The sequence below is a fragment of the Aquirufa sp. Wall-65K1 genome (assembly GCF_054558475.1).
This window is the reverse complement of record NZ_JBPXKD010000021.1, coordinates 1-331: the sequence shown is the minus strand read 5'-3', so window position 1 is coordinate 331 and position 331 is coordinate 1. Positions and strand designations below refer to the sequence as shown.

General features: G+C 45.9%; 1 protein-coding gene. It reads left to right on the top strand.

The features are described 5' to 3' along the window. Positions 1-331 (top strand): hypothetical protein (locus ACST15_RS12530; protein ID WP_459454993.1); only part of this gene is annotated, 331 nt, incomplete at both ends.

The window sequence follows — 331 nt, the reverse complement described above, 5'->3', positions numbered from 1 at the left end:
GTTACAGTTACATTAACCGACGTAAACGGCAATGCGGTCAATGCCACCGCTGATGGAACAGTTACTCTTACTCGTAAGACAGGTACTGGTACTTTAGGTGGTACACTTACAGGTACCATTACTTCTGGATCTAGTGCAGTTACCATCTCAGGTGTTACTTATACCAAAGCTGAAACGGGTGTAGTTTTAACTGCAACAGGAACTGGTGCTGGTAGTAATGTAGCAGCCAAAGTTGGTGATTCTAATGCATTCACTGTTGTGGCTGGTGCTGCGGATGCTGCCATTTCTACCTTAACTCCTACTTCGGCTAGTATCGTGGCGGACGGTTCTA